5 protein-coding genes and 1 pseudogene are annotated in these 6,043 nt (G+C 73.3%); 4 read left to right on the plus strand and 2 right to left on the minus strand.

Annotated features, from left to right (window positions below; genetic code table 11):
- Positions 1-318, minus strand: a pseudogene (locus tag ACLBYE_RS29050) (hypothetical protein); the annotation flags it as partial.
- A gap of 372 nt (positions 319-690) precedes the next feature.
- On the opposite strand from ACLBYE_RS29050, the gene ACLBYE_RS29055 reads away from it, so the two are divergent.
- From ACLBYE_RS29055 to ACLBYE_RS29070, 4 genes are all read left to right on the plus strand, one after another.
- A complete protein-coding gene (locus tag ACLBYE_RS29055; protein WP_012321411.1) occupies positions 691-1,098 on the plus strand; it encodes a helix-turn-helix domain-containing protein in 408 nt (135 codons plus the stop codon).
- A 177-nt stretch (positions 1,099-1,275) separates the two neighbouring features.
- Positions 1,276-2,454, plus strand: coding sequence for a methionine adenosyltransferase (metK, locus tag ACLBYE_RS29060; protein ID WP_020091324.1), 1,179 nt, complete (start codon positions 1,276-1,278; stop codon positions 2,452-2,454).
- Between the two features lie 315 nt (positions 2,455-2,769).
- Positions 2,770-3,507 carry a tRNA (guanine(46)-N(7))-methyltransferase TrmB gene (gene trmB, locus ACLBYE_RS29065; protein WP_447696816.1) on the plus strand — a complete coding sequence of 246 codons (738 nt, stop codon included), beginning with the start codon at positions 2,770-2,772 and terminating at the stop codon, positions 3,505-3,507.
- A gap of 172 nt (positions 3,508-3,679) precedes the next feature.
- A complete protein-coding gene (locus tag ACLBYE_RS29070) occupies positions 3,680-5,395 on the plus strand; it encodes a sensor histidine kinase (protein WP_447696817.1) in 1,716 nt (571 codons plus the stop codon).
- Positions 5,396-5,420: 25 nt separating this feature from the next.
- On the opposite strand, the gene ACLBYE_RS29075 is transcribed toward ACLBYE_RS29070, so the two are convergent.
- Positions 5,421-6,043 (minus strand): hypothetical protein (locus ACLBYE_RS29075; protein ID WP_447696818.1); only part of this gene is annotated, 623 nt, incomplete at its 5' end.

The following is a 6,043-nucleotide window of genomic DNA, read 5'->3' on the forward strand; positions in this document are numbered from 1 at the left end:
CCCGGTCGCGCACGCCGACGGGCCGGCGCGCGGCGCGGCGCCGGCCGGGCAGGGCGCCGCCACGGCGAGCGCCGCCGCCAGCGAGGCTGCCAGCATGACCGCCGCGCCCCCACGCATCGATCCCCCCAGATCGCAAGGTCCCGGCACCGCGCCGCTCCACCGGCCGCGGTTGGCCTCGGCCGGCGAGAATGCTATGGAGCGCCGGTCGTCTCCGTAGCTCAGCTGGACAGAGCACAGGTTTCCTAGAAGGTTCAATTGGGCGTCGCGCCGGGAAACCGCGCGACGGATCCGCTCAAAGTCGGGGAAAGCTTCCGGCATCGACGCGCCGCCGTCCGATGCTCTGCCGATCCCGAGCCAAGCCCGCGCGGCGCCCCGGCGTTCTGCGGGAAGGTGTAGAGACTAGACGGGCGGCACCTACCGGTTGGATGCAGTCCAGCCCACGGTGAAGGGATAGTCCAGGCCACGAACGCGGACCTTCGGGACGCGGCGGCGAAAGCCGAAGTGGTATGAAACCTGGGGTCGCAGGTTCGAGCCCTGCCGGGGACACCAAGTTGTCTATTCTTGCAGATCTCCCGGCCGCAGAGCCGTGAGCAAATCGTCCACCACGTCGAACGCCTGCCGGTGACAAGTACCGAGGGGCGCGCTAAGCTTTGCCGCCAGGATTCATGGCAGGGGGTGGACGAGCACTTCATGGCGGGCCAGAAGACCGATCAGCGCGACGTCTATGTCGGGCAACGCATCGCCGAGCAGCGCCGCAAGGCATCGCTCACACAGCGCCGCGTCGCGCAGAGCTTCGGTATGTCTGCAGCTCAGCTCCAGAAGTACGAGAAGGGAACCAACCGGATCAGCGCCGTCCATCTCGACATCTTCTCGCGCATGACCGGCGTGCCGATGGATTACTTCTTCAAAGGAATGCCCCGGAACGATGACTTCATCGCGCCGGGCTTCAGCGAGCGCGAGCAGTCGACCCTGTCGGAGGCCGGGCTGAAGGGGCTGGCGGAAGTCGTGGGCCGCCACATCACCGAGAACTTCTCCGAGGAGGCGCGCCGCGACGTGGCCGACGCCATCCGGGCCCTCGAGAGCAAGCTCGGCGGCTGAGGGCGAGGGCAGGCCCCGGGGTGTCGCGCGATCGTTTTTCCGGTCGGTTCGTCCGGTATAGCGGATCCGTTCGTTCCTCCATCTTGACCGGCCCCCGGCCGGGTGCGAGAACCCCGCCCCCATGAAGGGTCAAACGCCGCGATCGCGACGGCGTACCTCTGCAGCCGAGGCCGTCCGATGCCGCGTTCCAACTACCTGTTCACCAGCGAGTCCGTGTCCGAGGGGCACCCCGACAAGGTCTGCGACAGGATCTCGGACACCGTGGTCGACGCCTACCTCGCGGCGATGCCGGAGGCGCGGCTCGGCGTCGAGACGCTCGCCACGACCAACCGCATCGTCATCGCCGGCGAGGTGCGCGGACCCGATTCGGTGACCTTCAAGGACCTCGAGGCCCTGACCCGCGAGGCCGTGAAGGACATCGGCTACGAGCAGTCGGGCTTCCACTGGAAGAACAACGACGTCGCGATCCACCTGCACGCCCAGTCGGCCGACATCGCCCAGGGCGTGGACGCGGCCGGCAACAAGGACGAGGGCGCGGGCGACCAGGGTATCATGTTCGGCTACGCCGCCGACGAGACGCCCGAGCTGATGCCGGCGCCGATCTTCTACGCCCACAAGATCCTCAAGGACCTCGCCGACGCCCGCAAGGCGAAGCAGGGCGACGCCGCCAAGCTCGGCCCCGACGCCAAGAGCCAGGTCACGGTCCGCTACGAGAACGGCCGCCCGGTCGAGGTGACCCAGATCGTGCTGTCGACCCAGCACCTCGACGAGTCCCTCGATTCCGCGGACGTCCGCGCCATCGTCGAGCCCTACATCCTGAAGGCGCTGCCGCAGGGCTGGGTCAACGAGGGCACGGTCTGGCACGTGAACCCGACCGGCAAGTTCGTGATCGGCGGCCCGGACGGCGACGCCGGCCTCACCGGCCGCAAGATCATCGTCGACACCTACGGCGGCGCGGCCCCGCACGGCGGCGGCGCGTTCTCCGGCAAGGACCCGACGAAGGTCGACCGCTCGGCGGCCTACGCGGCGCGCTACCTCGCCAAGAACGTGGTGGCCGCGGGCCTCGCCAGCCGCGCCACGATCCAGCTCGCCTACGCGATCGGCGTGTCGAAGCCGCTCTCGATCTACGTGGACCTGCACGGCACCGGCACGGTCGACGAGGCCAAGCTCGAGGCCGTTCTGATGGACGCCATGGACCTGTCGCCCCGCGGCATCCGCACGGCGCTCAGCCTGAACAAGCCGATCTACGCGCGCACCTCGGCCTACGGCCATTTCGGCCGCGCCCCGGAGGCCGACGGCGGCTTCTCGTGGGAGCGCACCGACCTCGCCGGCAAGCTGAAGTCGGCGCTGGCCTGAGGGCCTTCCGCTCGGCCCCGGGCCGACGCGCGGGCCGGAGATCGGCGGCGCGCCGGGGCGACGTGAATGCGGTGCGGGCGGTGCTTTGAGCGCCGCCCGGTCCCGGATGCTCCGCGGTCCCGCGGCCGGCGATCCCGATCGGGCGCTGGCGGCGCGGTGCGTTCGGCGCCGCGGCGACCGCGCGGGTGCCGCGCCACCCGACCGTGCCGCGTCGCGGCGTGCCGGGCGCGGTGTCCGGGACGGCATCCCACCGACGCGCCCCGTCCCCGGTCGTGACCCGGGACGCGTCCCATCTCTCCGAGGTAGACTGAGCCGGTGGACACCGACGCCCCTGGACGCTCCGACCACCCAGCCGAGGAGCCGGAGCGCGCCTTCTTCGGGCGCCGCAAGGGCAAGCGCCTGCGCGGGCAGCAGGAGCGCCGGCTCGCCGAGCTGCTGCCGAGCCTGCGGGTCGACCTGCCGCCGGGCGACGCGATCCTCGATCCGCGCACGCTGTTCCCGGCCATGCCGGCGCCGCCGGAGGCGCTGTGGCTGGAGATCGGCTTCGGCGGCGGCGAGCACCTCGCCGCCCAGGCGGCCGCGCATCCGGCCGTCGGCATCATCGGCGCCGAGCCCTTCGTCAACGGCGTGGTCAAGCTGCTGGCGGCGATCGAGGCGCGGGCGCTGCACAACGTCCGCATCCGCGACGAGGACGTGACCGCCCTGCTGGCGCGCCTGCCGGACGCCTGCCTCGACCGGGTCTACCTGCTCTATCCCGATCCCTGGCCCAAGCGGCGGCAGCGCAAGCGCCGGTTCGTCTCCGACGCGTCGCTCGCCGAGATCGGCCGGGTCCTGAAGGACGGCGGCCTGTTCCGCTTCGCCAGCGACATCGACGACTATGCCGGCTGGACGCTCGTCCGGGCCGCGCGGTGCCCGGTCCTCGCCTGGACGGCGCGGGACGCGCGGGACTGGACGCGGCCGTTCCCGGGCTGGCCCGGCACGCGCTACGAGGCCAAGGCGCTGGCAGCGGGCCGCCGGCCCACCTATCTGGAATTCGCCCGCCGCCCCCGCTGAGAGCCCCCGCGGGCGGATCGCGCGGGTGCCCGGTCGCCGCAGGCGGAGCGGAACGCCTTGCCACAGTCACGCTCGGGCGCCATCCTCAGGGGCCGCCGCGGTCCGGGATCGTGGCGGGAGGGGGCTCATCTCCGGCGGGAGCGCGCCACGGCGCGTTCGAGGATTCTTCCGAGTGAATGAGAGGGTGGGTCAGGACCCGGCGGCGGAGGACCCGTTGCGCGCCGGCTTCGACGAGGCCGCGATCGGCCTCGCCGTGCTGTCGGCGGACGAGGCGGGGATCGTCGCCGCCAACCGGGCCCTGCACGATCTCGCCGGCTGGCCGCCCGGCACCCTGCCCGGGCGCGCGGCCGCCGAACTCCTGAGCGCGGGGCCGGAAGGTCTCCGGGACGGTCTCCAGGTCTGGCGCCGGGCGGACGGCACGCCCCTCGACGTGCGGGTCCGGCGCGCGGGCCGGACCCTGGCGGTCGAGACGGTCGACGTGGACGCGGCGGCCCATTCCGACGCGAACCGCGAGGCCCTCGCGGCCGCCGGGCTCGGGGAATGGCGCTGGGACCGCGCGACCGGCCTCCTCACCCTGTCGCGCCGCGCCGCCCGCATCCTCGGTCGCCCGCCGGGCCGTTCCGTCTCGTGGGAGGAACTGAAGACCGGCCTGTCGCCGGCGGAGCTCGCGCGCCTGAGCGCGCTGATCGGCGAGGCCGACGGGACCGACGAGCCCTACCAGTTCGACACGGCCACGACGGTGGCCGGGCGGACCGTGATCCTGCGGGTGCGGGGGCAGGCCGTGCCGGGCCCCGACGGCGCGCCGGTCGGCATGGTCGGCGTCCTCCAGGACATCACCACGCGGGTCGAGGCCCGGGACGAGATCCTGTCCCGCGACCAGCGCCTGCGGGTCGCCACCACGGTCGCCCGGCTCGGCATCTTCGAGTGGCACATGCTCGAGGACCAGGCGATCTGGGAGAACGAGCACATGTACGAGATCTTCGGGCACGCGCCCGAGGACGGGACGATCGGCAAGACCGAGTTTCTCAACGACATCCTCCACCCGGACGACCGCCCCGCGGTCCGGCGGGCGATCTCCAAGGCGCTGCGCGAGGACGGGGACCTGCACATCAGCGGCCGGATCCGGCGCAAGTCCGACGGCGTGTGGCGCACGATCGACATGGCCGGCCGGTTCGAGCGCGACGCCCCCGGCCGCCTGCCGCGCCGCCTGATCGGCGTCGTCGCGGACGTGACCGACCGCCGGGTCGCGGAGGAGCGCCAGAGCCTGCTGATCCGCGAACTGCACCACCGGGTGAAGAACACGCTGGCGACCGTCCAGGCCATCGTGGGCTCCACCGCGCGGACGGCGTCCAGCATTGAGAGCTTCTACGAGGCCTTCGTCGGGCGGATCAAATCCCTGGCGCACACGCACTCGGTGCTCACCGAGGACACGTGGCAGACCGCGTCGATCGCCAACCTCCTGCGCAACGAGCTGAAGCCCTACGCGGAGGTGGCGCCGGACGGGGCCGCCGAGGGGCGCATCAGCCTCGACGGGCCGGCGATCGACCTGCCCTCCGAGATCGCGGTGCCGATCGGCATGGCGATCCACGAGCTGACCACCAACGCGGCGAAGTACGGGGCCCTGTCGAACCGCACCGGCCGGGTGGCGGTGGAATGGTCCCTGGAGCCCGGCGGCCCGGCCGGGATCCTGCGGTTCTCGTGGCGCGAGACCGGCGGGCCGCCGGTCGCGCCGCCGAGCCGCCAGGGCTTCGGCTCGCGCCTGCTGCAGCGCGTCCTGATCACCCAGGTCCAGGCCGAGGTGACCACCGACTACGCCCCCGGGGGCTTCTCGCTGACCATGCGGGCCCCGATCCCGCCGCGCAACGACAGCCTCAACCCGCTGGTGTGACGCCGCGGCCGTCCCCGGGGCGGGTTCAGGCCGCGCCGCGGGTCCCGGACTCGCCGCCGCCGTCCACGAAGGCCTTCAGCTCGTCGAGGGACGCGAAGGTGAAGCGGCCCTGCGGCGTCTCCGCCTCGATCGAGCCGTCCTCGAACATCACGTAGGTGTTGCCGCCCGAGGCGTAGCGCCCCACCACGGTGCGCGGGGCGGCCGGCGGGGCCGGCTCGGGCTCGGGCGGCGTGTCGAGGCTCGGGCGCAGGGCCGGCGCCTCGTCCGCGGCCGTCGTCTCGGGCTCCCCGCGGGGCTCCTCCCGCGGCTCCTCCCGGAGGGGCGGCTCGGGGGCGGCGAACAGGTCGTCCTCGGGCGCGATCGCGCGCGCGCTCGGCGCGTCCGGCTCCGCCCGGCGGTCCGCCTCCGGGACGCGGACGGGTGGGACCACGGGCGCCGGCTCGGCCGGAAGCGGCTTCGGGGTCTCGACCGCGCCGGGTTCCGGGAAGGGGGCACGGGCCTCGTCGGCCCGGAGCTCCAGGCTCGGCTCGAGGCTCGGCTCGATCCGCGGCCGCTCGGGATCGAAGGCCGGCTCGACCACCGACGGCACGATGAAGGCGGGCGCCGCCGGCAGGACCGGCGGCAGCCGGGTCCGGGCCTCGTCGACGG

It is taken from the genome of Methylobacterium sp. A52T, assembly GCF_053346095.1.